The sequence below is a fragment of the Streptomyces sp. NPDC050423 genome (assembly GCF_040655445.1).
Classification (GTDB): domain Bacteria; phylum Actinomycetota; class Actinomycetes; order Streptomycetales; family Streptomycetaceae; genus Streptomyces.
Genome location: NZ_JBFAJY010000016.1, coordinates 1 through 23,796, shown reverse-complemented (window position 1 = coordinate 23,796; position 23,796 = coordinate 1). Strand labels below are relative to the sequence as shown.

Sequence of the window (23,796 nt, the reverse complement as noted above, 5' to 3'; positions counted from 1 at the left end):
GTGCTCCCTCCGGGGCCGGGAACGGTATGCCCCCGAAGTCGTAAATGCCCGAAAGCTGAGACAATCGCGGTATGGACCGTCTGGACAGGGAAATCCTCGGCGTTCTCCAGGAGGACGCCCGGCTCTCGTACCACGATCTGGGAGCCCGGGTCGGGCTCAGCGCCAACGCCGCGGCCGACCGGGTGCGGCGGCTGCGCCGGGACGGCGTCATCCGCGGCTTCACCGTGATCGTCGACCCCGCCGCCGACACCCGGACCGGCCTCGTCGTCTTCATCGATGTGACCCTGCGGATGGACACCACCAACGAGGTCTTCGAGCGGGCGGTGCTGACGCTGCCCGGCATCACCGAAGTGGTGCACGTGACGGGCGGGCACGACTATCTCGTACGGGCCACCGCCGCCGACACCGCCGCGCTGGACGCCCTGCTGCGCAGACTCAGGCGGGAGGCGGGCGTCGCCCACTCCAGCACCAGGGTCGCGCTCAGAGCGGCGCCTGCCAAATGACGGCCGGCGGGCGCGATCCGTCCCGCTCCCGCCCGTCGTCGCCGACCGTCAGCCGGACCGCGGCCCGGCCGTCGGGCAGCACGGCGGTCACATCGACCTCCACCTCGATCTCCGATACCCCGGCCCGCCGGTGCGCGGCCGCCAGCGCCCCGCGCAGCGCGGCGAGCAGCTGCCCGCCCGCCGGCTCCCGCACGAGGGCGTCCACCGCCCCGGTGAAGTGCACCGACGGCTGGAAACCGAGCACCGCGGCCGCGCCCCGGGTCTCCCGCAGCACCTGACCTCGGAAGGTGGTGGGGGCCTCGGCGGGCGGCTGCTGGAGGGCGAAGATGGTCGTCCGCACCTCCTGGATCGTGGAGTCCAGTTCGTCCACGGCCCTGCCGAGCAGCTCGTCGGTCTCCCCGGTGCCGGCCCGGCGGCGGGTCGACTCCAGCATCATCTCGGTGGCGAACAGCCGCTGGACGACGAGATCGTGCAGGTCGCGGGCGATCCGGTCCCGGTCCTCGTACACCGCGAGCTGCTCGCGGTCGTGCTGGGCGTCCGCCAGGACCAGCGCGAGCGCGGCCTGCGAGGCGAACTGCGAGGCCAGCAGCCGGTCCACGGCCGTGTACGGGCGGGCGCCGCGCCGCCGGGGCAGGGCGAGGGTGCCGATGAGCCGCCCGCCGCTCTGCAACGGCAGCATCATGCTGGGGCCGAACCTGGACCGTACGTGGGTGGTCATCCGGGGATCGGTCGCCGAGTCCTCCAGGAAGACCGGCTCGCCGCCCAGCAGCTGGACCAGGACCGGCGCATCGGGCGCGATGGTGGTGCCCACCAGGCCGGCCGGGTCGTCGAGCGTGGAAGCGGCGACGATCTCCATCCCGCCCTCCTCGGTCGGCTGGAGGATCACCCCGGCCGCCGCGTCGCTGAGGATCCTGGCCCGTTCCGCCACGGTCATCAGGGCGTCGGCGGCGTTCTCCCCGGTCAGCAGGGTGTTGGTGACCGCGGCCGCGCCCTCGATCCAGCGTTCCCGCTGCCGGGCCGTCTCGTACAGCCGGGCGTTGCCGATCGCGATTCCGGCCTGCGAGGCGAGGACCCGCAGGAGGGCCGCGTCGGTGTCGGTGAAGTGCGCGGTGCTCTTCTCGGTGAGGTAGATGTTCCCGAAGACCTCGTCGTCCACCCGGATCGGGGCGCCGAGGAACGAGTGCATCGCGGGGTGGCCGGGCGGCACCCCGGTGGAGCGCGGGTCGGTGGTGAGGTCGTCGGAGCGCAGCGGCCGAAACTGGTCGATGAGCGCGCCGAGCATGCCCGAGTGACTGTCCGGGAAGTCGCCGATGGCCTCCCGTTCGGCGTCGCTCAGCCCGGAGACGAACAGTTCGCTGATCTTGCCGCGCTCGGGGTCCAGCACGCCCAGGGCGCCGTAGCGGGCCTCGGTGAGTGCGGTGGCGGTGTCGATGATCTGCTGGAGGGTGGCCCGCAGTTCGAGATCACTGCCGACGCTCAGCACCGCCTCCAGGAGCATCGGCAGCCGGGGCGTCTGCGGGATCCTTCCGCGGGGTGCCGCGTCGCGTGGTTCGTCGGTCATCCGCCGTACGACCCGCGGCACTCAGCAGGAGAGCGGGTCGAGGACCATCGGACGGATCTTGCCGTCCAGCATGGCGCCGAGCCCCAGTACGGAGCAGACGTCGGGCCGCTCGGCGATGTGCACAGGCATGCCGGTCGCGTCGCGCAGCATCTGGTCCAGGCCGGGCAGCAGCGCGCTGCCGCCGACCATCATGATCCCGCAGTCGGCGAGGTCGGCCACCAGGTCGGGCGGGCAGTCCCGCAGCACCTTGCCGAGGCCGTCCAGGACCGAGGTCAGCGGGCGGTGGATCGCCTGCCGCACGGCGGCGGTGTCGACCTGCACGGAGCGGGCCAGACCGGTCGCCACGTCCCGGCCGTGGATCTCGGTCACGGCGGGGCCGTGCGGGGTGAGGCCGTTGCCGCTGAGCGCCAGCTGCAAGGGGCGTACGGACTGGCTCGGCAGCATCAGCTCGTGGTACTGGCGCAGATGCTGGATCACCGCGTGGTCGATCGCGTCGCCGCCGATCGGGATGCGTACGGCGGTCACGATCGAGCCGAGCGAGAGCACCGCGATCTGGGTGGTCGCCGCCCCGCACACCATGATCATGGTGGCGGTCGGCTGCTCGACCGGCAGTCCGCACCCGACGGCCGCCGCGATCAGGGTGTCGACCAGCTCGACGCGACGGGCGCCGAGGCCGACCATGGTCTCGACGGCGGCCCGCTGGGCGAGCGGATCGCTGTCGTGCGGGGTGCAGGCGGCGGCTCGCAGCCGGGGCTTGCGGCGCAGTTGCCGGCGGAGCTTCTCGCCGAGCAGCTGGCGCAGCATGCGCTGGGCCATCTCGATGTCCACGACGGTTCCGCCGGAGACCGGACGGACCACCCGGATGTAGTCCGGGGTGCGGCCCGTCATCTGTTCGGCGAGCGCGCCGACGGCGATGAGCGATCCGGTACGGGTGTTCACGGCGGCGGCGCTCGGCTCGTCGACGACGAGTCCGAGCCCCTTGACGTACACCCGGGTCCGGGCGGCCCCGAGGTCGACGGCGACATGGCAACGGCGCAACTGATCGAGGCTGACGGTCACGGCGGGTCTCCCGAGAGCGCAGATGGGGGTACCGACGGGCAGCCGGCTCTCTCCGTATCGTGCGCCGGTGGGAGGCGTTGTGCGCGCTGGGATGCGCCGTAGGGAGTACGGAGCTGACGGCTCGTCGGCGGACGGTCTCGCGGTCCGGTCAGCGGGGGAGCAGTCGCTGGAACAGCCCCCAGGTGAACTCGGCGATGTACGGTTCGCCGGTGGCCGGGGCGGTGATCGCGAGCGCCCAGCGGGTCGGTGCGCTGCCCTCCATCGGGCGGGCCGGTGCGAAGGCCCGCGCGACCTCGTCCACGGTGCACGACCAGGGGCGCAGATCCTCGGCCGTGCCCAGGGCGGGGGCGGCCGCGCCGGGGGCCCGCACCAGCCACTCGTTCCACACGGCCCCGCCGGGTCCGGCCATCACCTCGAACCGCAGATCCGGCCAGAGCGGCACCGGCCACAGCAGCGCGTCGCACTCCAGATCGCCGACCGTGCGGCGCAGGGACGACTCCGGTTCGCCGAGCACGGACCGGTAGCGGCGCAACGAACCCCGCCCTCCCGGCGCCCGCGCCATGGCCTGCCAGCGGCGGTTGGCCTCGCGCATCTCGGCGAGCGTGGCGCTCAGTTCGTGCCGGGCGTCCTCGACGAGGCCGGGCTGATGGTCGGCCATCCGGCGCAACAGGACAAGCTGGAACTCGCGGGGGCCGAAAGGCGTGGCAGCGGTCATGGAATCCACGCTTCCACACAGGATCCTCACCTGAACCGCTTTCTCTGTTGTCCGATGGGCATCTAATCTGCGGGCGCCATGGATTACTGCCACCCCTGTCAGCGGCATCTCAACGGCGCCCTGGCCTGCGCCGGATGCGGAACCCCCGCGGAGGCGCTGAGCCACTACGCCGTGCCCGCGTCCCTCCGCCACGAACCGGACGCGCGGGACGAGAGGGCCGCGCCGTCCCGCCCCGGCGGCCGGCGCCGCCGGGAGCGCGACGCTGCCCGGACGGGGCGCGCCGCCGCCCCGGCAGGGCACGGTGGGCACGGTTCGCGTCGGCCGCCCCGGGGCGAGGAGCCGGGGACCCGGCCGCGCCGGGGCCGCCGGGCCCGCAGCCGTCGCGGCCGTACGGTGCTGCTGGCGCTGCTCGGGGTGGTCCTCGCCGCCGGAGCGCTGAGCCTGGCCGAGCTGGCGGCCGAGCCGGACGGCGGCGACGGCGCCTCGGACTACGTACGCGAATCGACGTCCGTCACGACCGCGCCCGCCCCGGAGCCCACGACGAGCGACGCCGCCGCGCCGCCCGGCCCGGTGCGGACTCCCGCGGGCAGCCCCTCGGTGGTCCCGGCCACCGACGCGCACCCCTCCGGCGCCGCCGGTACGGGCGCCCCGCGCCCCGAAGGCGTCACCTCGGCCCCGGCCGCCGCCGTGGAGGTGTCGGCCCCGCCGTCCGAGGCGCCCGTCACCCCGTCCGCCGATCCCTCGGAGCCGGACGACGGCACGGGCGGCGGCACGGGCGGCGGCACGGGCGACGCCCCGTCGCGGCCCCCGGTCCCCGAGCAGCCCACCCCGACGCCGACGCCGACACCCACCCCGGAGCCGACCCCCTCGGACTCGGGCGGCTGCTGGTTCCTGTGGTTCTGCTGAGGTTCTAGAGACTTTCAGAGACCCGGGTCCTGGGCCGGCGGGTCCATGCCCAGCATCCGGCGCAGCAGATCCCGCAGCACCGCACGGTCCGCGTCGGAGAGGCCGGCCAGCGGCTCGCGGGCGAAGTCGAGCGATTCGCGCAGTTGCCGCGCCGTTCGGGTGCCCTTCTCGGTGGGCGCGGCCAGCTTCACCCGCCGGTCGGCCGGATCGGGGCGACGCTCCACCAGACCGCGCACCTCCAGCCGGTCGACGATGCCGGTCACGTTCGACGGCTCGCACTTGAGCTTCTGCGCGATCCTGCGCATCGGCATCGGCTCCAGGGAGAGGAGCCCGAGGACCCGGGCCTGCGCACCGGTGAGGCTGTGTGCGGCCGCGGCCTCCTCGTACTCCTCGTAGTAGCGCGCCACGACGGTGCCGATGAGCTCGACGACTTCGAGGGTCAGTGGGTCTGTACGAGTGGCCATGGCGCTCAGGATAGCCGGTTACTTGACAACATGAAATATCCAGGCGCATGGTTGTTTCACATGGTGAAGCTTTTCCGCTCCGGTCGAACGGCTTCCCGTACTTCCCCCGAGACACCACCCCGAGACATCGAGGAGACACCGAGCCCATGTCTGCAGCACTTCCCACGTCCAGCCGTGAATGGCACCTCGTAGCCCGTCCGCACGGCTGGCCGAAGGCCGAGGATTTCGCGCTGCGTGAGGCACCGGTCACCGCTCCCGCCGAGGGCCGGGTCCTCGTCCGCAACCTGCACTTCTCGGTCGACCCGTACATGCGCGGCCGGATGAACGACGTGAAGTCGTACACCCCGCCGTTCAAGCTGGACCACCCCATGGAGGGCGGCGCGGTCGGCGAGGTCGTCGCCTCCAACGCCGAGGGGTTCGCCGTCGGCGACCACGTCCTGCACGGCCTCGGCTGGCGCGAGTACGCCGACGTCCCGGCCAAGCACGCCGTGAAGGTCGACGCCTCCCTCGCCCCGCTCTCCGCCTACCTCGGCGTGCTCGGCATGACCGGGCTCACCGCCTACGCGGGCCTCTTCGAGGTCGCCTCCTTCAAGGAGGGCGACGCGGTCTTCGTCTCCGGCGCGGCCGGCGCGGTCGGCAGCCAGGTCGGTCAGCTGGCGAGGCTCAAGGGCGCCTCGCGGGTCATCGGCTCCGCGGGCTCCGACGAGAAGGTCAAGCTGCTGGTCGAGGAGTACGGCTTCGACGCCGCCTTCAACTACAAGAACGGCCCCGTCGGCGAGCAGCTGCGCGAGGCCGCCCCCGACGGCATCGACGTCTACTTCGACAACGTCGGCGGCGAGCACCTCGAAGCCGCGATCTCCTCGTTCAACGTGCACGGCCGCGCGACCATCTGCGGCATGATCGCGCAGTACAACGCGACCGAGCCGACCCCGGCGCCGCGCAACCTCGCCCTGGTCATCGGCAAGCGGCTGCGCCTTCAGGGCATGCTCGTCGGCGATCACGCCGACCTCCAGGGCCAGTTCGTCCAGGAGGTCGCCGGCTGGCTGGCCTCGGGCGAGCTGAAGTACCGCGAGACCGTCGTCGAGGGCATCGAGAACGGCTTCGAGGCCTTCCTCGGGCTGCTCCGCGGCGAGAACACCGGAAAGATGATCGTTTCCCTCGGCTGACACGGCCGCAGGGGCACCCGTTAGGCTCATCCCAGGCCGTCGCGATCGTGGGCGCGAGTCGCGGCGCATCAGCAGGAGGATTCACACGTCATGACCATTCAGGACATCACCGTCGCGTACACCGCCGTCGCCACCGCCGAGAACGGCCGTGACGGCCGGGTCTCCTCGGACGACGGCAAGCTCGACGTGGTCGTCAACCCGCCGAAGGAGATGGGCGGAAGCGGCGCGGGCACCAACCCGGAGCAGCTCTTCGCGGCCGGCTACAGCGCCTGCTTCCAGGGCGCGCTGGGTGTCGTGGCCCGCCAGGAGAAGGCCGACATCTCCGGCTCCACGGTGACCGCCGCGGTCGGCATCGGCAAGACCGAGGCCGGTGGCTTCGGCCTGGAGGTCGCGATCACGGCGACCATCCCGAACGTCGACAGGGCGACCGCGCAGGCGCTCATCGAGAAGGCCCACCAGGTGTGCCCGTACTCGAACGCCACGCGCGGCAACATCAAGGTCGAGCTGTCGGTCGCCTGACCACCGGCACCACGAGCAGACGGGTTCTGCCCCCCTGGGCCTCCGCACACGGAGCCCCAGGGGGCAGCCCGCGTCGCCGGCCTTCTTGAACGCGGTGTCGACCCGGGGCGTCATGCCCTTCAGTCAGGCGGCAGCGGCTCTCGGCCCGGCACCACCGTCGCGTCACTCGTCGGAACAGGTGCCGGTCGAGGCCGCGGAGACCGGGGCCGGCTTCACCGTGTCGTAGGCAAGGAGTGGGCCGGGAATCCGCCGTGCGGCTCGCCGTTACGCTGACGCCATGCGTGATCCAGGAGCGGGCTTCGGCTATTTGATCAACGGGCAGCGCTGGGTCGCCCGGCACGGGCGCTGGTTCGGTATCGGCCTGGTCCCCGGCCTCATCACCCTGGTGGTGTACGCGGGCGCGCTCGTCGGCCTCGGCTACGGGGCCGACGACCTGGCGGCCTGGGCGACCCCCTTCGCCGACGACTGGTCATCGCCCTGGCTGGGCCTGCTCCGCACCACCCTGACCGTGCTGGTCTTCGCCTTCGGGCTGTTCCTGGCGGTGATCACGTTCACCGCCGTGACGCTGCTGGTCGGGCAGCCCTTCTACGAGTCGCTCTCCGAGGAGGTCGACCGGGCCGAGGGCGGCGAGGTGCCCGAGTCGGGGCTGCCGCTCTGGCGGGAGCTGTGGATCTCCGCCCGGGACAGCGTGCGCATCCTGGTCCGGGTCGCCCTGTACGCCGTGCTGCTCTTCGCCCTCGGATTCGTCCCGGTCGCCGGCCAGACCGTCGTTCCGCTGATCGGCTTCTGCGTCACCGGCTACTTCCTCGCCGAGGAGCTCACCGCCGTCGCGCTCCAGCGCCGCGGCATGGTGCTGAAGGACCGGCTGGCCCTGCTGCGCGGCCGCCGGCTGCTGATCCTCGGCTTCGGCGTTCCGCTGGGCCTGGCCTTCCTGGTCCCGTTCGTCGCCGTGTTCCTGATGCCGGGGGCCGTCGCCGGTGCGACCCTGCTGGCGCGCGAACTGGTGGGACAGGGCGGCGGAGCGGACGACGGCACAGCGGACGACGGGGAGGGCGAGGGAACAACCCTGCCGCTCTCCCCGCCGCACACCGCCGGCGGTTGAGCCTCAGCTCGTGTGCACCTCCAGCGCGGTACGGACCGCCGACTCCAGCGCCCCCTCGATCCAGGCGGGCTTGACCGAGGTGTGGCAGCCCGCGAAGTGCAGCGGACCCTCGGCCGAGCGCACATCGGCGAACAGTTCGGTGTGCTGGCCGGGCAGCAGCACGGACGCCTCGCCGTACGCGTACGTGTCGCGCATCCACGACTGGGTGGCGCCGGCCCCCGTGTAGAAGACCTCGACGCGCTGCCCGTACACGTCCTGCACCCCTCCCAGGGCGTGCGGGTAGCGCTCGTCGTCGTCCAGGGAGTCCCACTTCAGGGCGTCGTCGGCCCAGCTGTACGAGGCGAGGAGGACCCCGCCCTTGCTCGTGCCGACCGGGTGGGAGGGCTGGTACATGAACCGGTTGGCGTTGTCCGTGACCGATCCGCCGCCGATGACGTGCGCCGCCTCGGGCTGGTCGCGGGCGGTCGCGCGGTACGCCGCGTAGTGCACACGCTGGTTGGGCGGCAGGTGGCCCGCCGGTACGGAGGGGTGCGCGCCCAGCAGTGAACCGTCGGCCGGCGCCTTGCCGAGCCGGTACGCGTCGTACAGACCGGGCCGGATGCGGTTCAGCTCGGTCTTCCAGTCCTTCTCCTCGAACTCCCACCAGCGGCGGCTGAATTCGAGCAGCACCTTGGTGGCCGCGTCGTAGTGGATCTCGGTGATCGCGCGCCGCTTGCCGTACGAGAGCGCGGGGGTGACCGGGATGTGGCGCAGTCCGGAGAACGGCACGGTGACGATCGCCCGGTCGCCGGTGAACGTCTCCCGCACGACCTTGCCGTCACGGCCCTCGGACACCGTCTCGACGCGGACACCGTCGGCTCCGTGGCTGATCCTGGCGGCCCGGCGGTCCAGCCGCACCAGGTCCTTGACCCGTGCGTACATCGCGTCGGCCAGTGTCGCGGTGCCGTCGGGCAGTTCGTAGAACGCGGTGTCCGGGCTGATCAGGGAGGCCCCGATGAAGCTGTGCACAAAGGCGAGATGGAGGCGCGAGGTGAGGTTCTCGACGGTGCCGATGAGGTCGATCGTGCGCTCGTCGAGCTTGGCGGCCTCGGTCAGGAAGCGGAACATCGACCAGTGGCCGTAGCGCTGGATGACCCGTGCCCAGCCCTTGACGAGCTCCGAGCCCTCCTTGCCCTCGAACTCCGCGCGCACGGGGGCGAAGGCCTCGCGCACGATCGTCGAGGCCGCCTTGTCCTCGAACTCGGCGGGGACACCGAAGGAACGGTTCACCGCCTGCGGCTTCTTCGCGTAGTCCGCCTTGCGGATCCGGACGCCGTTGACGTGGATCCAGGTGTGGTTGGCGGGCCGGCCGGCCTCGTCGACGTCGACGAGGTAGAAGCGGCGGCGCTTCAGCTCGAAGCTGTCCATGAGCCCGGTGACGAGCGGGTGGCTGTCGGGGATCCGCATCGCCCCGGCCTCGGCGTACTGCTTCGGGTCGGCGAAGGGCGACTTCGCGTTCTCGTGGCCGCCGTTGCGGAAGGTCTTGATCCGGCCGCCGACCCGGTTGCCGTTGGCCTCGATCACGGTGACGGTGTGCCCGGCCTTGCGGAGCAGATGGGCGGCGGTGAGCCCGGCCGGGCCCGCGCCGATGATCAGTACCTTCTTGGGTGCCTTGCGGCTGCGCGGCAGCCCCTTGGAGAGGAGGACATCGCGGTAGTGCGGCACCAGCGGCTCGTCCTGCTCGTCGCGTACGAGGATGGCGCGGGCGACGCCCAGGCAGGCGTCCCAGTCGGAACCGGGGGCCGCCGGGGCGGGGGCGGAGAGAGAGCCGGGCGCGGCGGCGTTTGCCGGGGTCATGGCGGTCGCGGCGAGGGCGGAGGCGCCTGCGGCGGCACCGGCGATCATGGTGCGCCTGGAGGGCAGGCCGGAGTTCGGTCCGGCGGGCTTGGAAGTCATTCGGCCCACCCTGGGGGGCGCGAAACGGGGCGCACGTGCACGGACGCGCGTAGACCACCCGAAAACAACCCGGAAATCACTCGCAGGTGACGCTCAGCGATCTTGTCCTATTGGAGTAGTCGCAGCTCATGTCACCCGTGGGCGGGATCGCGGTCGGCGTCGGAGGCGTCCGTGGACTCCGGCCGCGCGGCCTGCGCGGTGTCGGGCCGCAGCAGCCGGAGGAAGTCCTGGAACGCGGCGGGCATGTCCACCGCGTCCGGGTCCAGCAGCCACTGGTACTGAAGCCCGTCCATCGTCGCGACCAGGAGCGGCGCGGCGCGCTCCGGCGTGAGCCCGCCCGGCAGCCGCTCACCGAACTCGGCGCGCAGCATCGCCGCCGTGCTCGCCCGGACCTGCGTGTAGCGGCGGGTGAAGAACTCCCGCGCCGGGTGCTCCTCCGTGACGCTCTCACCGAGCAGTGCCGAGAAGGTCTGGACGACGCCGGGGCGCATCGCGTTGTACTCGACGAGCGAGCCGAGCAGTTCGGTCCGCCAGCCGCCGTCGCTGCGGGGCCCGCCGCCGGTGTCCCACTGGTCGCGCTCCTCCAGGACGGCGACGAGCATCGCCTCCTTGGTGGGGAAGTAGTGCAGCAGCCCCTGCTGGCTCAGACCGACCCGCTCCGCGACCGCGCCCAGGGTGGCGCCCCGGTAGCCGCGTTCGGCGATCACCTCCAGGGTGGCGCGGAGAATCTCCGCCCGCCGCTCCACGCTCCTGGCCCGCACCATCTCCCGGCCCCCTTCCGGTCCACGTTCGATCCTCATACGGTCCTCCTCCAGGACCGTACGGCATGCCTGTATGTTACGTAGTGATAACGAACCCTACCGTTCTACCGGTCAAGGGTCATCATGAAGACATCCGGCAGAGGATCTCGACGAGGAGGTACGGCCGTGGCGGACGCGACCACACCCACGCACCCCGAGGCGGCCCGCGAGGCCGCCGCCGAAACGGCCCTGGCCGCACTCGGGCCCGACGACAAGGCCCGGCTGCTCGCCGGGCAGGACATGTGGTCGCTGCCCGCGCTCCCCGCCGTCGGACTGCGGTCCCTGGTCATGTCGGACGGGCCGATCGGGGTGCGCGGCGTCAGCTGGAGCGCCGACGACCCGTCCGTCGCGCTGCCCTCGCCCACCGCCCTCGCCGCGACCTGGGACCCCGCCCTGGCCCGCCGCGCCGGACACCTCCTCGCGCAGGAGGCCCGCCGCAAGGGGGTGCACGTGCTGCTCGCGCCGACCGTGAACCTGCACCGGTCCCCGCTGGGCGGGCGGCACTTCGAGGCGTACAGCGAGGACCCGTACCTCACCGGGGAGATCGGCACCGGCTATGTGCGCGGGGTGCAGGAGGGCGGGGTCGGCACGACCGTCAAGCACTTCGTCGCCAACGACGCCGAGACCGACCGCTTCACCGTCGACAACATCGTCGGCCCCCGCGCCCTGCGCGAGCTCTACCTCGCTCCCTTCGAACGGATCGTCACCAACGCCCACCCGTGGGGCATCATGGCCGCCTACAACCAGGTCAACGGCTCCACGATGACCGAGCACCGCTACCTCCAGAACGAGGTGCTGCGCGGCGAATGGGGCTTCGACGGCTTCATCGTCTCCGACTGGCTGGCCGCCCGCTCCACCGTCGCGGCCGCCACCGGCGGTCTTGACGTCGCGATGCCCGGCCCGAGGACGGTGTACGGGGCGGCGCTCGCCGCCGCGGTGCGGGCCGGTGAGGTCGAGGAGTCCGTCCTCGACACGGCGGTGCGCAACGTACTGCGGCTCGCCGCCCGCGTCGGCGTGCTGGACGGTGCCCCGCCCGTGGTCGCGGAGGCCGACCGGCCGGCCGCCGTCGACGGGGACGCGCTGGCCCGCGAGATCGCCCGCCGCTCCTTCGTCCTGCTGCGCAACGAACGCGGCGCGCTCCCCGTCGACCCGTCCGCCGTCCGGCGGATCGCGCTCAGCGGCGCCCTGGCCCGCGATGCCCGGGTGCTCGGCGGCGGCTCCGCACAGGTCTTCCCGCACCACATCGTCTCCCCGCTCGACGGTCTGCTCGCGGTGCTCCCCGAGGATGTGCTCGACTACCGGACGGGCGCCGACCCGAACGACGAACTCGCCCCGGCGGACAAGGGGTTCACCCTCAAGGCGGTCTGCCGCGACGCGGCGGGAACGGTCATCGGATCGGCCCCGCTGCACACCGGCACCGTCCAGTGGATCGGCACCGACCTGCCCGCGGGCGTGACCCACGAGACGCTGCACAGCGTCGAGATCACCGGCACCTTCACCCCGCGCGACAGCGGCGAGCACGTCTTCGGCACCCGCGGCACCGGAGCGCTGACCCTCACCGCCGCCGGCACGGCGCTCTACGACGAGGTGCACCGCGTCAGCGGCTCCGCCGACCCGGGCGAGGCGTTCTTCGGCACCCCCCAGGAGCGCGGCCGGGTCACGCTCACCGCGGGCGAACCGGTCGAGGTCTCCCTCCGGCAGCTCCCCGAGACCCTCGGCGCCGGCTCACCGATCCCCGGCGTCTCGTTCTCGCTCTGCCACCTCGGCCCGCGCCGCGACCCCGGCGAGCTGATCGCGGAGGCCGTCGAGGCGGCCCGCGCCGCGGACACCGCGATCGTCGTCGTCGGCACCACCGAACGCGTCGAGTCCGAGGGCTTCGACCGCACCGGTCTGCGGCTCCCCGGCCACCAGGACGACCTGGTGCGGGCCGTCGCCGCCGTCAACCCGAACACCGTCGTGGTCGTCAACTCCGGCTCCCCGGTGGAGCTTCCGTGGCGCGAGGACGTCGCCGCGGTGCTGCTCACCTGGTTCCCCGGGCAGGAGGGCGGCGCGGCGCTCGCCGATGTCCTGCTCGGCGCCGCCGAACCGGGCGGCCGGCTGCCCACCACCTGGCCCGCCCTCCTCGCCGACGCACCCGTCGCGGCCACCACCCCCACCGACGGCGAACTCCACTACGACGAGGGTGTCTTCATCGGCTACCGGGCCTGGGAGAAGGCCGGCACCGCACCGGCCTACCCCTTCGGCCACGGACTCGGTTACACCAGCTGGACGTACGAGGCCCTCACCGTCACCGCGGACGCCGCCACCGTCCGCGTCACCAACACCGGCACCCGGCCGGGCGCCGAGACCGTCCAGCTCTACCTGGCCCCGCGCGCCGACACCGTCGAACGCCCGGCCCGGGTCCTCGCCGGCTTCGGCCGCGTCGAGGCGGCCCCCGGACAGAGCGTCGAGGTGACGGTGCCGCTGGAGCGGCGCGCGTACGAGATCTGGGACGAGACGGCGTACGGCTGGACCGTCGTGCCCGGTACGTACGAGGTGCAGGCGGCCCACTCGCTCGGCGACGTACGGCTGACGGCGCCCGTGGAGATCAAACCGGTGGAGGTCAAGGCGCCGGAGATCAAGGCGTAACCCGCTCCCAGGTACGGAAGAGCCCCGGAGCGGTCCCTGACCCCGCTCCGGGGCTCTTCCCCGTACCGTCTCCGTCTCGTCCCGCGTCCGTCTCCCTCTCAGCGCGGCGCCGGGAACCCGTACACCGTCGTCGACACGTACTCCTCGCCCGGCCGCAGCACCGTGCTCGGGAACTCCGGCCGGTTCGGGGAGTCGGGGAAGTGCTGGGTCTCCAGCGCGATTCCGGCGCACGGCCCGAACGGCTCCCCGTCGAAGTGGTCCGCCGTGTAGAGCTGGAGACCGGGCTCCGTGGTCGTGACGGTCAGCACGCGGCCCGACACCTCGTCGTACAGCTCGGCCACCGGACCCGCCACGCCCTCGTCCAGCACGTAGTTGTGGTCGTACCCCTTGGTCACGGGCCGCGGCTCCCGGAAGTCGAACCGGGTCCCGTCCACCGGCCGGAACTCACCCGTCGGCAGCGACTCCGCGTCGGCCGGAGTGATCCGCCCGGCCGCGATCCGCAGCCGCGCGCCGAGCGCGCTGCCGCTGTCGGCGCCCGCCAGGTTCCAGTACGTGTGGTTCGTCAGGTTCACCACGGTCGGCGCGTCCGTCGTCGCCCGGTACGTGATCCGCAGCGCCCCGTCCTCGTCCAGCCTGTAGGCCACCGAGACATCGAGACGCCCCGGGAAACCCTCCTCGCCGTCCGCCGAGACCAAGGACAGCTCCAGCCCGTCCGCGACCTCCCGGGCGTCCCACACGCGCTTGTCGAAGCCGCGTGCCCCGCCGTGCACGTGGTTGCGCCCCTCGTTGCGCGTGAGGTGGCACGTCCGTCCGTCGAGCTCGAAGGCCGCGCCGCCGATCCGGTTCGCGTACCGCCCGACCACGGCGCCGAAGTAGGGCCCGGTGTACTTCAGGTACGAGGCGAGGTCCGGCAGCCCGAGCGCCACACCGGTCCGCGTGCCGTCGCGGTCCGGCACCTCGACCGACTGCACGATGCCGCCGTACGTCAGCACGCGTACCCGCGTGCCGTTCCGCTCCAGCGTCCAGCGGTGCACGGCCGTGCCGTCCCCGAGGGTGCCGAAGTCTTCCGTGCGCACTGCCGTGCTCGAACCCGTGTCCATGATCACGAACTCTAGACCGGCCGGGCCTCACACGGGGGGCCGGGCCGCCGTGACATTGCGGTACGCGATCTCGGCCAGCCGGGCCTGCCCGTTGCGCCCCGGGTGGAACCAGTCCCACTGGCTGAGCTGCTTGCCGGTGAACCGGTAGTCGAAGACCGCCCCGCCGTCGTAACGGCAGCGCACGTCCTTCGCGCACACCTCGCCCAGCACCCCGTTGTACGCCACCACACGCTCCTGGACCGCCGAGCGCCGCGCCACCGCCGAGGCGCTCATGTCGTCCGCGTCGGCCAGCATCGACTTGCAGATCCCGAGCTTCCAGATCTCCTTGCCCAGCTGGTTGCCGCGCCCCGTCGACCAGAGCCGCTTCAGGTCCGGCACGCTCGACACGTACACCTGCGTCTTCGGCGCGGCGCTGCGCAGCTGCCGCATCGACGCCTCGAACGACGCACGGAAATCGGCCACCGGTGTCATGACCCGCACCGAGTCCCGGCAGGCGTCGTTGGCGCCGATCATCACCGTGACCAGATCGGGGTCCTCCTTCGCGGCCAGCGCCATCTGCTCGGGCAACTGGGCCATCCGGGCGCCCGTCTCCGCGTGGTTCCAGCTGCGGTCCGCCGCGCCGGAGGCGCCGAGCAGCCGCACCGCGAGGCTGTTCACCTTGCTGTCGGAGCCGGTCGACCAGGAGACCTCGGGACAGTCCGCCAGCACCGAGCAGGCGTCGAACCCGCGGGTGATGGAGTCCCCGACCGCCGCGATCGATTTCGGGCTGCGGTCCCAGAGCGGGGCCGCCGCCGGGGAGGGGTGTCCGGCCGCCGCGCCCTTCGTCGTGTGGTCCGACCCGGAGTCGCAGCCGGCCAGCGCGGCCGTACCGAGACACGACAACGCGGCCAGCGCGGCCAGCGCGGTGCGCGAGCGGTGCCGTACGGCGCGATCCGGCATTCCCTGGTCCCCTCCCGTCCATGCCCCCGGCAAACCCTCTTGGCACCGGTCGGCGGGCCCGCGTGCCCCGCTGGGTGAACGCAGCGCGAATCATGGGCCCAGGACCGACGGTACGTCACACCTCGGACGCCGCAGCACGGTAGCTTTTCCCCGTCGAACCAGTGGCTCTTTCAGCCGTCCGGCTCCACTCGGGTGGCTTCCGAACATCACCTCACGTCACATACTGTCCCTTTTCCGGAGATTAACTCCCGATGCTGTTTACTGATGACAACCTCGGGAAGCGGCCGGAAAGAGATGTTACGGGCACGAGGCCGCTGGGGAAGGCGAACCTCGTCCCACACTGGAGGTCCCGGTGACGACACGTGGAGTTCTGTACGTTCACTCCGCACCGCGCGCGCTCTGCCCACACGTCGAATGGGCGGTGGCGGGTGTCCTCGGTGTGCGGGTCCAGCTCGACTGGATCAGACAGCCGGCCGCGCCCGGCACCTGGCGGTCCGAGTTCTCCTGGCAGGCCAGGCCGGGCACGGCGTCCAAGCTCGCCTCCGCGTTGCGCGGCTGGGATCTGCTGCGCTTCGAGGTGACGGCGGAGCCGTCGCCCACCGCGGAGGGCGAGCGCTACAGCTCCACGCCCGAGCTGGGCATCTTCCACGCGGTCACCGGCATGCACGGCGACATCCTGATCCCCGAGGACCGGCTGCGGGCCGCGCTGGCGCGGTCGGTGCGGGGGGAGTCGGACCTTGAGGCGGAGATCGCCAAGCTCCTGGGCAAGCCGTGGGACGACGAACTGGAGTCGTTCCGCCACGCGGGCGAGGGCGCGCCGGTCCGCTGGCTCCACCAGGTGGTGTGACCCCTCCCGGGGCTCCGCCCCGGACCCCGCGCCTCAAACGCCGGCGGGGCTGGGTTTCGGGGCTCCGCCCCGGACCCCGCTCCTCAATCGCCGGAGAGGCTTGATTCGCCTCAATCGCCGGCGGGGCTGGGATTCGGCTGGCGGTGGATCCGTCAAGCTTTCCGCGGAAAGCAGGGGATGGCCGGCCAATTCAAGCCCCTCCCGCGATCCGGAAAAGCAGGCTTCGCCGGCCAATTCAAGCCCCTCCGGCGATTGAGGAGCGGGGGTCCGGGGGCAGCGCCCCCGAAACAGCCCGCGTCACGCGTGAAGCCCGCCTCCCCACGTGAGGGAAGCGGGCTTCATCGCGTACAGCGAGAAAAAGATCACACGCTACGGAACGCCAGCACCACGTTGTGCCCGCCGAACCCGAACGAGTTGTTGATCGCCGCGATCGACCCCTCCGGCAACGGCCGCGGAGCGTCCCGCACGATGTCCGCCTCGACCGCGTCGTCGAGGTTCTCGATGTTGATGGTCGGCGGAGCCATCCGGTGGTGCAGCGCCAGGACCGTCGCCACGGTCTCGATGCCGCCCGCGCCACCGAGCAGGTGACCGGTCATCGACTTCGTCGCGGAGATCGCGACGTGGTCCAGGTCGTCGCCCAGGATCTTGCGCAGCGCCTTCAGCTCCGCGACGTCGCCCTGCGGCGTGGACGTCGCGTGCGCGTTGAGGTGCACGACCTCGGACGGCTTCAGGTCCGTCTGGTCCAGCAGGTTCTGCATCGCCGCGGCGATACCGCGCCCGGTCGGCTCGGGCTGCGCGATGTGGTGGGCGTCCGCGGACAGCCCCTGGCCCAGCACCTCGGCGTAGACCCGGGCGCCACGCGAGGCGGCGTGCTCCGCGGACTCCAGGACGACGACACCGGCGCCCTCGCCGAGGACGAAGCCGTCACGGGCGGTGTCGTACGGACGCGAGGCCTTCTCGGGCTCGTCATTGCTCTTGGACATCGCCATCATGTTGGCGAACGCGGCGATCGGCAGCGGGTGGATGGCCGCCTCGGTGCCCCCGGCGAGGACCACATCGGCGCGGCCGGTGCGGATCATCTCGACGGCGTACCCGATCGCCTCGGCGCCCGACGCGCAGGCGGAGACCGGGGTGTGGACGCCCGCCTGGGCGTTCACCTCGATACCGACGTTGGCGGCCGGACCGTTGGGCATGAGCATGGGCACGGTGTGCGGGGAGACGCGGCGTACGCCCTTCTCCTTCAGCACGTCGTACTGGTCGAGCAGGGTGATCACGCCGCCGATACCGGAGGCGATGACCGAGCCCAGTCGCTCGGGCTGGATCTTGGCGTCCTCACCGGCCTTGCCGGTGAAGCCCGCGTCCGCCCACGCCTCACGGGCCGCGATCAGCGCGAACTGCGCCGAGCGGTCCAGCTTGCGGGCGAGCGGGCGGGGCAGGACGTCCCCCGGGTCGACGGCCGCGAGGGCCGCGATCCGGACAGGCAGTTCGGCGAAACGTTCGCCCTCGAGAGGCTTGACGCCGGAACGGCCGGCCATCAGACCTTCCCAGGTCGATGCGGAATCGCCACCCAGCGGAGTGGTTGCGCCGATACCGGTGACGACCACGGTGCGATTGGTCGAGTTCACTGGAAAATCTTCTCCACGTGTAGAGGGTCGTGAATCAGCGGCGCCACCGCCGGGTGGCGACACACGAACCGGCTGGATCAGGCCTGGTGCTTGAGGATGTAGTCGGCAGCGTCGCCGACCGTCTTGAGGTTCTTGACGTCCTCGTCCGGGATCTTGACCTCGAAGCGCTCCTCGGCGGCGACGACGACCTCGACCATGGACAGCGAGTCGACGTCCAGGTCGTCGGTGAAGGACTTGTCCAGCTGGACGTCCTCGACCGGGATACCGGCGATCTCATTGACGATCTCGGCGAGACCTTCGAGGATCTCTTCCTGCGTGGCGGCCATGTTGGCGCTCCTTCGGTGTATATCTGCTGGGTTCGGGTGTCCGGGCCGAAAAGACCCGGTGTGCCTAGGGGAGGGTAACGACCGTCGCGGCGTAGACGAGACCCGCCCCGAAGCCGATGACGAGCGCGGTGTCGCCGCTCTTCGCCTGACCGGTCGCCAGAAGCCGCTCCATAGCGAGCGGAATCGAGGCGGCGGAGGTGTTGCCGGTGGTCTCCACGTCACGGGCGACCGTGACGTGCTCCGGCAGCTTCAGGGTCTTCACCATCGAGTCGATGATCCGCATGTTCGCCTGGTGCGGAATGAAGACGTCCAGGTCTTCCGGGGCGATCCCGGCCGCGTCCAGCGCCTGCTGGGCGACCTTCGCCATCTCGAAGACGGCCCAGCGGAAGACCGCCTGGCCCTCCTGCGTGATGGCCGGGAACTTCTCCGGACGCTCGGCGTGGAAGGTGTCCCACGCCACGGTCTGCTTGATCGTGTCGGCCTTGTCGCCCTCGGAGCCCCACACCGTGGGGCCGATGGCGGGCACCTTGGACGGGCCGACGATGACGGCACCGGCCCCGTCGCCGAACAGGAACGCCGTCGCGCGGTCGTTCAGGTCGGTGAGGTCGCTCAGCCGCTCCACGCCGATCACGAGCACGTACTGCGCCGAGCCCTCGACGATCATGCCCTTGGCGAGCGTCAGACCGTAGCCGAAGCCCGCGCAGCCGGCCGAGATGTCGAAGGCGGCGGGCTTGCCCGCGCCGACCTTGTGGGCGATCTCGGTGGCGATGGCCGGGGTCTGCTTGAAGTGCGACACGGTGGAGACGATGACCGCGCCGATCTGCGACGGGGTGATCCCGGCATCGGCGATGGCCTTGCCGGACGCCTCGACGGACATCGCGGCCACGGTCTCCTCGGCGGAGGCCCAGTGGCGGGTGGCGATGCCGGACCGTGAGCGGATCCACTCGTCGGACGAGTCGATGGTTTCGAGGATCACCTCGTTCGGCACGACCCGGGTCGGGCGGTAGCCGCCGACACCCATGATCCGTGCGTACGGGGCGCCCTGGCTGGGCTTGATCTTCGACATGCTCTCGGGCTCCTTAGGCGCCCGCGTGCTCAGCGATGAGCGCGCGGGCCGCGTCGAGGTCGTCGGGGGTCTTGAGCGCGAGGGTCTGTACGCCCGGCAGCGCACGCTTGGCGAGACCGGTGAGCGTGCCGCCGGGGCAGGCCTCGATCAGTGCCGTGACGCCCAGTTCCTTGAAGGTCTCCATGCACAGGTCCCAGCGGACCGGGTTGGCGACCTGGCCGACCAGGCGGGAGATGACCTCCGCACCGGTGGGGACGGCCTTCCCGTCGGCGTTCGAGACATATGTCACGGCCGGGTCGGAGACCTCCAGGCTCGCGGCGGCCTCGCGGAGCCGCTCGACCGCGGGAGCCATGTGGTGCGTGTGGAACGCGCCGGCGACCTTCAGGGGCACCACACGGCGCACCCCCTCGGGCTTGTCCTCGGCGAGCGCGGCGATCTGCGCGGCGGTGCCGGCGGCGACGATCTGACCGGCCCCGTTGACGTTCGCCGGGGTCAGGCCGAGCTTCTCCAGGTGCGCGATGGTGACCTCGGGGTCCCCGCCGAGCAGGGCCGCCATGCCGGTCTCGGTGACCGCCGCGGCCTCGGCCATGCCGAGCCCCCGGGTGCGTACGAGACGGAGGGCGGCCTCGTCGCCGATCACTCCGGCGAACACGGCTGCGGTGATTTCACCAACACTGTGACCTGCGACGACGCTAGGTGAAGCGTCGAGGGCGGCGGCGGACAGCAGACCCGCGGCGACCAGCAGTGGCTGAGCCACCGCGGTGTCGCGGATCTCGTCCGCGTCGGCCTTGGTGCCGTAGTGGGCGAGGTCGAGCCCGATGGCGTCGGACCAGGCCGCGATGCGGTCGGTGGCACCGGGGAGGTCGAGCCAGGGAGTCAGGAAGCCGGGCGTCTGAGCGCCTTGGCCGGGAGCGACGAGTACGAGCACCCTCACACTCTCTCTTGTGAACGGTCCTGAACACCCGTGGGGACAGGGACGAAGAACCGTATGGGGAATTGTTGAAGTCCGACAAAAGTCTAGGACTGGAGATCTCTGTCGGCCAGACGCCCCAGGATGAGGGCGATCCGCAGCGTGAACGCCGAGCGGACATCCGACGGGGACCACCCGGTGACGTCTGTCACACGTCGGAGCCGGTAGCGCACGGTGTTGGGGTGGACGAAGAGCATCCTGGCGGCTCCTTCGAGGCTGCTCGCCTGTTCCAGATACACACTCAGCGTCTCCAGGAGGGCAGATCCCGCTTCTTCGAGCGGTCTGTAGATCTCCTCTACCAACTGGTCCCGCGCGGCCGGGTCTCCCGCCATCGCGCGCTCCGGCAGCAGATCGTCCGCGAGCACCGGACGGGGGGCGTCCTGCCAGGCGCTGCACGCCTTGAGCCCGGCGGCCGCCGCCTGTGCGGACCGGGTGGCCGCCAGCAGGTCGGGCACCACGGGACCGGCGACGACCGGCCCCGCCGCGTACGGACCGATCAGCGCCTTGGCGACCTGGAGCGGGTTGTCGCTGCCGCCCGCGATGACGACGAGGCGGTTGCCGAGCACCCCGGTCAGCACCTGGAGCTTGGCGTGCCGGGCGGCCCGCCTGATCGCCTCCACGGTCAGCTCGCTGTCGCCGTCCGGAGCCGTCCCGAGCAGCACGCAGACATGCTCGGGGGAGTTCCAGCCGAGAGCGGCGGCCCGGGAGACGGCGCCCTCGTCGGCCTCCCCGGACAGCACCGCGTTCACCACGAGCGATTCGAGCCGGGCGTCCCAGGCGCCCCGCGCCTCGGCGGCCTGGGCGTACACCTGGGCGGTCGCGAAGGCGATCTCCCGCGCGTAGACGAGCAGCGCCTCGCGCAGCACCGACTCGTCGCCGGGCGCGGCGACTTCGTCGATCGCGGCCTCCATGACCTCGATCGTCGTACGCACCATCTCGACGGTCTGCCGCAGCGTGATCGCCCGGGTCAGCTCGCGCGGAGCCGTACCGAAGACATCGGTCGAGATGGCCTGCGGGGTCTCCGGATGCCGGAACCACTCGGTGAACGCGGCGATACCGGCCTGGGCGACCAGGCCGATCCAGGACCGGTTCTCCGGTGGCATGGCCCGGTACCACGGCAGTGACTCGTCCATGCGGGCGATCGCGTTCGCGGCCAGCCGTCCGGAGGACTGCTCCAGCCGCTTCAGGGTCGCGGCATGGAGATGGGCGTCGTTCGCAGGGGACTGCTCAGGATCGGGTCGGGGCACGGACACAAGACTGCCCTATCCGGACGGCTGCCCGGAGGGGTGGGGCGGTCCGCGGGTCGTACCGCCGGGTAGTGGCCGGGCGGACCAGGGCCCCGGCCCGCCGGTGCGGGCTACCGTGGGGCGGGTGATTTCCGTACGTCGCTCGGGCGACCGCTTCAGGGGCGGGGACGAGGCGGCCGGCATCGAGTCCCGGCACTCCTTCTCCTTCGGCACCTTCTACGACCCGGACAACCTCCGCTTCGGCCCCGTCCTGGCCTGCAACGAGGAACGCCTCGCCCCCGGCGCGGGCTTCGACGAGCACCCGCACAGCCACACGGAGATCGTGACCTGGGTGGTGGAGGGGGAGCTGACCCACCGTGATTCCACCGGCCGCGCCACGGTCGTACGGGCCGGGGACGTCCAGCACCTCAGCGCGGCGGCCGGCGTCCGGCACGTGGAACGCAACGACGGGGACGCCCCGCTGACCTTCCTCCAGATCTGGCTCGCCCCGCTGGAGCCGGGCGGCGAGCCCTCGTACACGACCGTCCCCGGCATCGCGGACTCCACCCCGTACGCCCTCCCGGAGGCGGGCGCGATGCTCCATGTGCGCCGGCTGGGGGAGGGCGGGCGCACGGCGGTGCCGGACGCGCCCGGCGTGTACGTCCATGTGGTGCGGGGCGGGGTGCGGCTCGGCGACGAGGAACTGGCGGCGGGCGACGCGGTACGGATCACCGGGGAAACGGGTCTTGAACTGGTCGCGGCGGGGGCGGCGGCGGAAGTGCTGGTGTGGGAGTTCAGCGCCGTCTGAGGGCCTTCACCGGGCCGCGTCAGCCGAGCAGGAGCGCGGCGACCGCCTCCGGGTCCTCGTGCATGGCGTCGTGGCCGGTGGGGAGGTCGTGGACCTGCCAGCCGGGATCGGCCCTCAGCCGGGTACGGAGTCCGGCGAACGGCGTCCGGTCCTCCCAGCCCGAGCAGTGGACGAACTCGCGGCGGGGGACCCGGTCGAGCGCGCCGGTGAGCCGGACCGTCTGGAGGAACGAGGCGAGGGGGTGGGGGCGGGTGCGGGAATCCATGCCGTCCGGCGGCCGGACCGCGTAGCCGGTGCTCGCGGCGCCGGCGGCGAACGCCTCCCGGTAGCGCTCGGTCGTTGCCGACCAGCACGACTCGCCGTCGCGCGGTACGTAGGCGTCGATGTGCACGAGCCGTGCGATCCGGCCGCCGGCGCGATCGGCGGCGGCGGCGGTCACCATTCCGCCGTAGCTGTGGCCGACCAGCGTCGCCCCGGTGGTGCGGGTGCGGTCGAGGAGCCGCAGTACGTCGTCGGCGTGCGTGTCGAGGTTGGCGGTCGCGACCGTCGAGGCGTCGTCGTCCGGCCGCAGACCGGTCAGGGTCAGGGCGTGAACGGTGTGACCGGCACGCTCCAGCAGCGGAACCACCGTCTCGAACGACCAGGCGCCGTGCCAGCCGCCGGGCACGAGGACGAACGTCGCCATGCGTTTCTCCTTCGCTCAGGCCGCCGCGTCGGGGCGCGCCGCCTCGGATGACATGTGCGGGGACGGAGGCAAGTGTCACCGGAACAAGGTGCGGCTGCCACCGATTTGATGCGCCGCCGGCCTCGGCCGGCCGCCGGTCGGCGTCTACCGCTCGGCGTCCCGACGCCACATCGACCACATCGGCGGCCCGGACCGGAACGCCATCTCCTCGTGCACGACGAAACCGTGCCGCTCGTAGAACGTCAGATTGCGGCGATTGCTCGACTCCAGGAACACCGGCCGCCCGTCCGCGTCCGCCTGCGCCAGCAGCCCGCCCAGCACCTGCGACCCGCGCCCCGTCCCGCGCGCGTCGGCGTGGGTGCCGATGTACTCGACGTACCAGTGCGCCGGGTCGGCCGGATGGCGGTGCTCCAGCGCGAGCAACCGCAGTCCGGTCCTGGGCAGCTGAGCCCGCCCGGCTCGCAGCAGCGTGCCCGCGTTGCGCAGCAGGTAGCTCGCCGGGAGCTTCCACTGTCCGGGCTCCGCCCACACCGCCGCCACCGTGCGGTCCGGGTCGGTCCACACCCGCCCCGCCGGGACCTGCTGGGCGAGGTGCGCGGTGAACAGGAGCCGCAGCCGCCGGTCCCGGTCGTGCGGCATCAGCCAGGACCAGACGGGGTCCTCGGCGTAGGCGCTGGCGAGTACGCCGGCGAGCGCCGGGACGTCGGATGCGGCGGCACGCGCTATCTCGGTCATGGCCGGGGAGACTAGCTGTTCTGTCCATGGAGGTTGGTGACGGATCCCACGGCTTGGGGATCTTGAACGAGTGAGGGCCTTCCGGGTTCGGTGTGGATTGCGACATCTGCA

The 23,796-nt window shown here is 72.0% G+C and carries 23 protein-coding genes; 8 read left to right on the top strand and 15 right to left on the bottom strand.

The window, feature by feature from the left end:
• The first annotated feature begins 71 nt into the window (after positions 1 to 71).
• The gene (locus AB0I52_RS14410) at positions 72 to 503 is read left to right on the top strand and encodes an Lrp/AsnC family transcriptional regulator (protein ID WP_363072339.1); all 432 of its coding nucleotides are present in this window, start codon (positions 72 to 74) and stop codon (positions 501 to 503) included.
• Here the strand turns inward: AB0I52_RS14410 and AB0I52_RS14405 are convergent.
• The 3 genes from AB0I52_RS14405 to AB0I52_RS14395 all read right to left on the bottom strand — a co-directional run bounded on the left by AB0I52_RS14405 (position 481) and on the right by AB0I52_RS14395 (position 3,838).
• The gene (locus AB0I52_RS14405) at positions 481 to 2,064 is read right to left on the bottom strand and encodes a GAF domain-containing protein (RefSeq protein WP_363072337.1); all 1,584 of its coding nucleotides are present in this window, start codon (positions 2,062 to 2,064) and stop codon (positions 481 to 483) included. The two genes, AB0I52_RS14410 and AB0I52_RS14405, sit on opposite strands and share 23 nt — an antisense overlap.
• Positions 2,065 to 2,085: 21 nt before the next feature.
• Complete coding sequence (locus AB0I52_RS14400; protein WP_362964501.1) at positions 2,086 to 3,123, bottom strand: rod shape-determining protein; 1,038 nt, start codon at positions 3,121 to 3,123, stop codon at positions 2,086 to 2,088.
• A gap of 148 nt (positions 3,124 to 3,271) precedes the next feature.
• Positions 3,272 to 3,838 (bottom strand): hypothetical protein, encoded by a 567-nt coding sequence (locus AB0I52_RS14395; RefSeq protein WP_363072334.1) that lies wholly within the window; start codon positions 3,836 to 3,838, stop codon positions 3,272 to 3,274.
• Positions 3,839 to 3,916: 78 nt separating this feature from the next.
• Here AB0I52_RS14395 and AB0I52_RS14390 point away from each other — a divergent pair, with 78 nt between their 5' ends.
• Positions 3,917 to 4,744, top strand: a complete 828-nt coding sequence (locus tag AB0I52_RS14390; protein WP_363072332.1) for a hypothetical protein — start codon at positions 3,917 to 3,919, stop codon at positions 4,742 to 4,744.
• 14 nt (positions 4,745 to 4,758) lie between these two features.
• Here AB0I52_RS14390 and AB0I52_RS14385 read toward each other — a convergent pair whose 3' ends face one another.
• Positions 4,759 to 5,208: a MarR family transcriptional regulator gene (locus tag AB0I52_RS14385; protein WP_363072330.1), complete on the bottom strand. Its 450-nt coding sequence runs from the start codon at positions 5,206 to 5,208 to the stop codon at positions 4,759 to 4,761.
• Positions 5,209 to 5,354: 146 nt separating this feature from the next.
• Here AB0I52_RS14385 and AB0I52_RS14380 point away from each other — a divergent pair, with 146 nt between their 5' ends.
• The 3 genes from AB0I52_RS14380 to AB0I52_RS14370 all read left to right on the top strand — a co-directional run bounded on the left by AB0I52_RS14380 (position 5,355) and on the right by AB0I52_RS14370 (position 7,995).
• Positions 5,355 to 6,374 carry an NADP-dependent oxidoreductase gene (locus AB0I52_RS14380; RefSeq protein WP_363072328.1) on the top strand — a complete coding sequence of 340 codons (1,020 nt, stop codon included), beginning with the start codon at positions 5,355 to 5,357 and terminating at the stop codon, positions 6,372 to 6,374.
• Positions 6,375 to 6,464: 90 nt separating this feature from the next.
• Positions 6,465 to 6,893 (top strand): organic hydroperoxide resistance protein, encoded by a 429-nt coding sequence (locus AB0I52_RS14375; RefSeq protein WP_363072327.1) that lies wholly within the window; start codon positions 6,465 to 6,467, stop codon positions 6,891 to 6,893.
• A 277-nt stretch (positions 6,894 to 7,170) separates the two neighbouring features.
• Positions 7,171 to 7,995, top strand: a complete 825-nt coding sequence (locus AB0I52_RS14370) for an EI24 domain-containing protein (RefSeq protein WP_363072325.1) — start codon at positions 7,171 to 7,173, stop codon at positions 7,993 to 7,995.
• A gap of 3 nt (positions 7,996 to 7,998) precedes the next feature.
• On the opposite strand, the gene AB0I52_RS14365 is transcribed toward AB0I52_RS14370, so the two are convergent.
• Together AB0I52_RS14365 and AB0I52_RS14360 are read right to left on the bottom strand one after the other, a co-directional pair.
• On the bottom strand, positions 7,999 to 9,930 hold the full coding sequence (locus AB0I52_RS14365) for an FAD-dependent oxidoreductase (RefSeq protein WP_363072323.1): 1,932 nt from the start codon (positions 9,928 to 9,930) through the stop codon (positions 7,999 to 8,001).
• Between the two features lie 131 nt (positions 9,931 to 10,061).
• The gene (locus tag AB0I52_RS14360) at positions 10,062 to 10,694 is read right to left on the bottom strand and encodes a TetR/AcrR family transcriptional regulator (protein ID WP_363072523.1); all 633 of its coding nucleotides are present in this window, start codon (positions 10,692 to 10,694) and stop codon (positions 10,062 to 10,064) included.
• 162 nt (positions 10,695 to 10,856) lie between these two features.
• On the opposite strand from AB0I52_RS14360, the gene AB0I52_RS14355 reads away from it, so the two are divergent.
• Entirely contained in the window at positions 10,857 to 13,358 is a 2,502-nt protein-coding gene (locus AB0I52_RS14355; RefSeq protein ID WP_363072321.1) for a glycoside hydrolase family 3 C-terminal domain-containing protein, read from the top strand.
• Positions 13,359 to 13,456: 98 nt separating this feature from the next.
• Here the strand turns inward: AB0I52_RS14355 and AB0I52_RS14350 are convergent, their stop codons facing one another.
• Both AB0I52_RS14350 and AB0I52_RS14345 read right to left on the bottom strand, forming a co-directional pair.
• On the bottom strand, positions 13,457 to 14,458 hold the full coding sequence (locus AB0I52_RS14350; RefSeq protein WP_363072319.1) for an aldose epimerase family protein: 1,002 nt from the start codon (positions 14,456 to 14,458) through the stop codon (positions 13,457 to 13,459).
• Positions 14,459 to 14,485: 27 nt separating this feature from the next.
• On the bottom strand, positions 14,486 to 15,397 hold the full coding sequence (locus AB0I52_RS14345; RefSeq protein ID WP_363072317.1) for an SGNH/GDSL hydrolase family protein: 912 nt from the start codon (positions 15,395 to 15,397) through the stop codon (positions 14,486 to 14,488).
• Positions 15,398 to 15,749: 352 nt separating this feature from the next.
• On the opposite strand from AB0I52_RS14345, the gene AB0I52_RS14340 reads away from it, so the two are divergent.
• On the top strand, positions 15,750 to 16,244 hold the full coding sequence (locus AB0I52_RS14340) for a DUF3145 domain-containing protein (protein ID WP_363072315.1): 495 nt from the start codon (positions 15,750 to 15,752) through the stop codon (positions 16,242 to 16,244).
• A 362-nt stretch (positions 16,245 to 16,606) separates the two neighbouring features.
• On the opposite strand, the gene fabF is transcribed toward AB0I52_RS14340, so the two are convergent.
• The 5 genes from fabF to AB0I52_RS14315 all read right to left on the bottom strand — a co-directional run bounded on the left by fabF (position 16,607) and on the right by AB0I52_RS14315 (position 21,478).
• On the bottom strand, positions 16,607 to 17,869 hold the full coding sequence (fabF, locus tag AB0I52_RS14335; RefSeq protein ID WP_363072313.1) for a beta-ketoacyl-ACP synthase II: 1,263 nt from the start codon (positions 17,867 to 17,869) through the stop codon (positions 16,607 to 16,609).
• Between the two features lie 77 nt (positions 17,870 to 17,946).
• Positions 17,947 to 18,195, bottom strand: coding sequence for an acyl carrier protein (locus AB0I52_RS14330; protein WP_362958562.1), 249 nt, complete (start codon positions 18,193 to 18,195; stop codon positions 17,947 to 17,949).
• Between the two features lie 64 nt (positions 18,196 to 18,259).
• Positions 18,260 to 19,261: a ketoacyl-ACP synthase III gene (locus AB0I52_RS14325; protein WP_363072311.1), complete on the bottom strand. Its 1,002-nt coding sequence runs from the start codon at positions 19,259 to 19,261 to the stop codon at positions 18,260 to 18,262.
• 13 nt (positions 19,262 to 19,274) lie between these two features.
• On the bottom strand, positions 19,275 to 20,189 hold the full coding sequence (locus tag AB0I52_RS14320; protein ID WP_363072309.1) for an ACP S-malonyltransferase: 915 nt from the start codon (positions 20,187 to 20,189) through the stop codon (positions 19,275 to 19,277).
• 89 nt (positions 20,190 to 20,278) lie between these two features.
• A complete protein-coding gene (locus tag AB0I52_RS14315) occupies positions 20,279 to 21,478 on the bottom strand; it encodes a helix-turn-helix domain-containing protein (protein WP_363072307.1) in 1,200 nt (399 codons plus the stop codon).
• 124 nt (positions 21,479 to 21,602) lie between these two features.
• On the opposite strand from AB0I52_RS14315, the gene AB0I52_RS14310 reads away from it, so the two are divergent.
• A complete protein-coding gene (locus AB0I52_RS14310; protein WP_363072305.1) occupies positions 21,603 to 22,265 on the top strand; it encodes a pirin family protein in 663 nt (220 codons plus the stop codon).
• Between the two features lie 19 nt (positions 22,266 to 22,284).
• On the opposite strand, the gene AB0I52_RS14305 is transcribed toward AB0I52_RS14310, so the two are convergent.
• Positions 22,285 to 22,950 (bottom strand): alpha/beta hydrolase family protein, encoded by a 666-nt coding sequence (locus tag AB0I52_RS14305; RefSeq protein WP_363072303.1) that lies wholly within the window; start codon positions 22,948 to 22,950, stop codon positions 22,285 to 22,287.
• Positions 22,951 to 23,094: 144 nt separating this feature from the next.
• The gene (locus tag AB0I52_RS14300) at positions 23,095 to 23,685 is read right to left on the bottom strand and encodes a GNAT family N-acetyltransferase (protein ID WP_363072301.1); all 591 of its coding nucleotides are present in this window, start codon (positions 23,683 to 23,685) and stop codon (positions 23,095 to 23,097) included.
• Positions 23,686 to 23,796 lie beyond the last annotated feature (111 nt).

Coding starts and splice junctions, on each gene's coding strand:
- AB0I52_RS14410 (WP_363072339.1), top strand. CDS start 72: ATGGACCGTCTGGACAGGGAAATCCTCGGCGTTCTCCAGGAGGACGCC.
- AB0I52_RS14405 (WP_363072337.1), bottom strand. CDS start 2,064: ATGACCGACGAACCACGCGACGCGGCACCCCGCGGAAGGATCCCGCAG.
- AB0I52_RS14395 (WP_363072334.1), bottom strand. CDS start 3,838: ATGACCGCTGCCACGCCTTTCGGCCCCCGCGAGTTCCAGCTTGTCCTG.
- AB0I52_RS14390 (WP_363072332.1), top strand. CDS start 3,917: ATGGATTACTGCCACCCCTGTCAGCGGCATCTCAACGGCGCCCTGGCC.
- AB0I52_RS14385 (WP_363072330.1), bottom strand. CDS start 5,208: ATGGCCACTCGTACAGACCCACTGACCCTCGAAGTCGTCGAGCTCATC.
- AB0I52_RS14380 (WP_363072328.1), top strand. CDS start 5,355: ATGTCTGCAGCACTTCCCACGTCCAGCCGTGAATGGCACCTCGTAGCC.
- AB0I52_RS14375 (WP_363072327.1), top strand. CDS start 6,465: ATGACCATTCAGGACATCACCGTCGCGTACACCGCCGTCGCCACCGCC.
- AB0I52_RS14370 (WP_363072325.1), top strand. CDS start 7,171: ATGCGTGATCCAGGAGCGGGCTTCGGCTATTTGATCAACGGGCAGCGC.
- AB0I52_RS14365 (WP_363072323.1), bottom strand. CDS start 9,930: ATGACTTCCAAGCCCGCCGGACCGAACTCCGGCCTGCCCTCCAGGCGC.
- AB0I52_RS14360 (WP_363072523.1), bottom strand. CDS start 10,694: ATGGTGCGGGCCAGGAGCGTGGAGCGGCGGGCGGAGATTCTCCGCGCC.
- AB0I52_RS14350 (WP_363072319.1), bottom strand. CDS start 14,458: ATGGACACGGGTTCGAGCACGGCAGTGCGCACGGAAGACTTCGGCACC.
- AB0I52_RS14345 (WP_363072317.1), bottom strand. CDS start 15,397: ATGCCGGATCGCGCCGTACGGCACCGCTCGCGCACCGCGCTGGCCGCG.
- AB0I52_RS14330 (WP_362958562.1), bottom strand. CDS start 18,195: ATGGCCGCCACGCAGGAAGAGATCCTCGAAGGTCTCGCCGAGATCGTC.
- AB0I52_RS14325 (WP_363072311.1), bottom strand. CDS start 19,261: ATGTCGAAGATCAAGCCCAGCCAGGGCGCCCCGTACGCACGGATCATG.
- AB0I52_RS14305 (WP_363072303.1), bottom strand. CDS start 22,950: ATGGCGACGTTCGTCCTCGTGCCCGGCGGCTGGCACGGCGCCTGGTCG.
- AB0I52_RS14300 (WP_363072301.1), bottom strand. CDS start 23,685: ATGACCGAGATAGCGCGTGCCGCCGCATCCGACGTCCCGGCGCTCGCC.